The 1109-nt window shown below is 34.3% G+C and carries 1 protein-coding gene; it reads left to right on the top strand.

All coding sequences use genetic code 11. From position 1 onward, the window contains the following. Window positions 1–880, top strand: an 880-nt coding sequence (locus tag BIZ36_RS20685) for a hypothetical protein (protein ID WP_222937502.1), incomplete at its 5' end; no start/stop codon positions are given. Between the last annotated feature and the right edge of the window lie 229 nt (window positions 881–1109).

Genomic DNA, 1109 nt, shown 5'->3' with positions numbered 1-1109 from the left:
ATATGCAATCTGGTGTGCTCCCTTGTATTTTTCTTTTTTACGTACCTTTCGGTACGACAAACAAAAACCCAAACGCACGACTACACATAGCCCTGCGTTGCCCACAATTATGACAAAACCGAACAAAAAAGAAATTTTAACTACAATAGGAAAATCACTTTTAGGTGCAATTCCCTATGGTGGAACTGCATTGAATGAATTGATTTTTGAATATAGTGGAGCAATAAAACAAAAACGACTGAACAAATTTGTTGAAATTCTTGCCGAAAATTTTACGGAAGAATCAGAAATCGACATCGACAATATAAAAACTGAAGACTTCTATGATTTATTTGAGGCTGTTTTACAACGAGTCGTTAGAACAAAATCAGAATCTAAACTAAAAAGGTTTAAAGACATTCTTATTAGACAATTAAACAATCCTTCAAGACGTACTGAACTAAACGACCATTATTTAGATTTAATCAGCAATTTAACAGAGGAAGAAATTTCGATTTTATATAACCACAGACATTTCACAATGGAATATGAAAATAAAATCGATGAAATGAATAGGCATAAAAACAATTTGGATTCACTTAAAAATCAAATGGATAAAGAGAGAATAGTAATTGGTGAATCGAAATTCAAAGAACCTTTTGACAGATTAACTATCACATACGAGAAGTGTAAAAAACACATTGACTCTTTATCTAAATATAAAACCGCTGAATATTACGGTCTTGAAGAAAATGTTTTTATATTCTACAAGCAAAGATTGTTTTCTAAAGGTCTACTAATTGATGACCGAATGAAAAGAATTGGAAACTTACCTTTCAGTCATATGGGAATAACTGAATTTGGTATTGAGTTTATCGATTTTATAAAAAGTAATGAATAAGAACTGTGGGCAACAATGTATAACCGCAATTACGGCGGATTCGACTACGTCCGAATCCACTCGGAATTGCTAACGTCAGTGCCAAACCGAAAATTAACGCATATCAACCCGTAACTGACGGTTATACGATACCGATGATGCACAATTCACCTAAAGGTGAACCCAAATCGCTACATTGTCGCTCCGCTCCAATTCCCGCACTTTGGGGTTTGTGCATCATCGCAGGGCT

The sequence above is a fragment of the Cytophaga sp. FL35 genome, assembly GCF_014349235.1.
GTDB lineage: Bacteria > Bacteroidota > Bacteroidia > Flavobacteriales > Flavobacteriaceae > Euzebyella.
The sequence above is the reverse complement of the archived record's forward strand: the minus strand, read 5'-3'. Positions and strand labels throughout refer to the sequence as shown.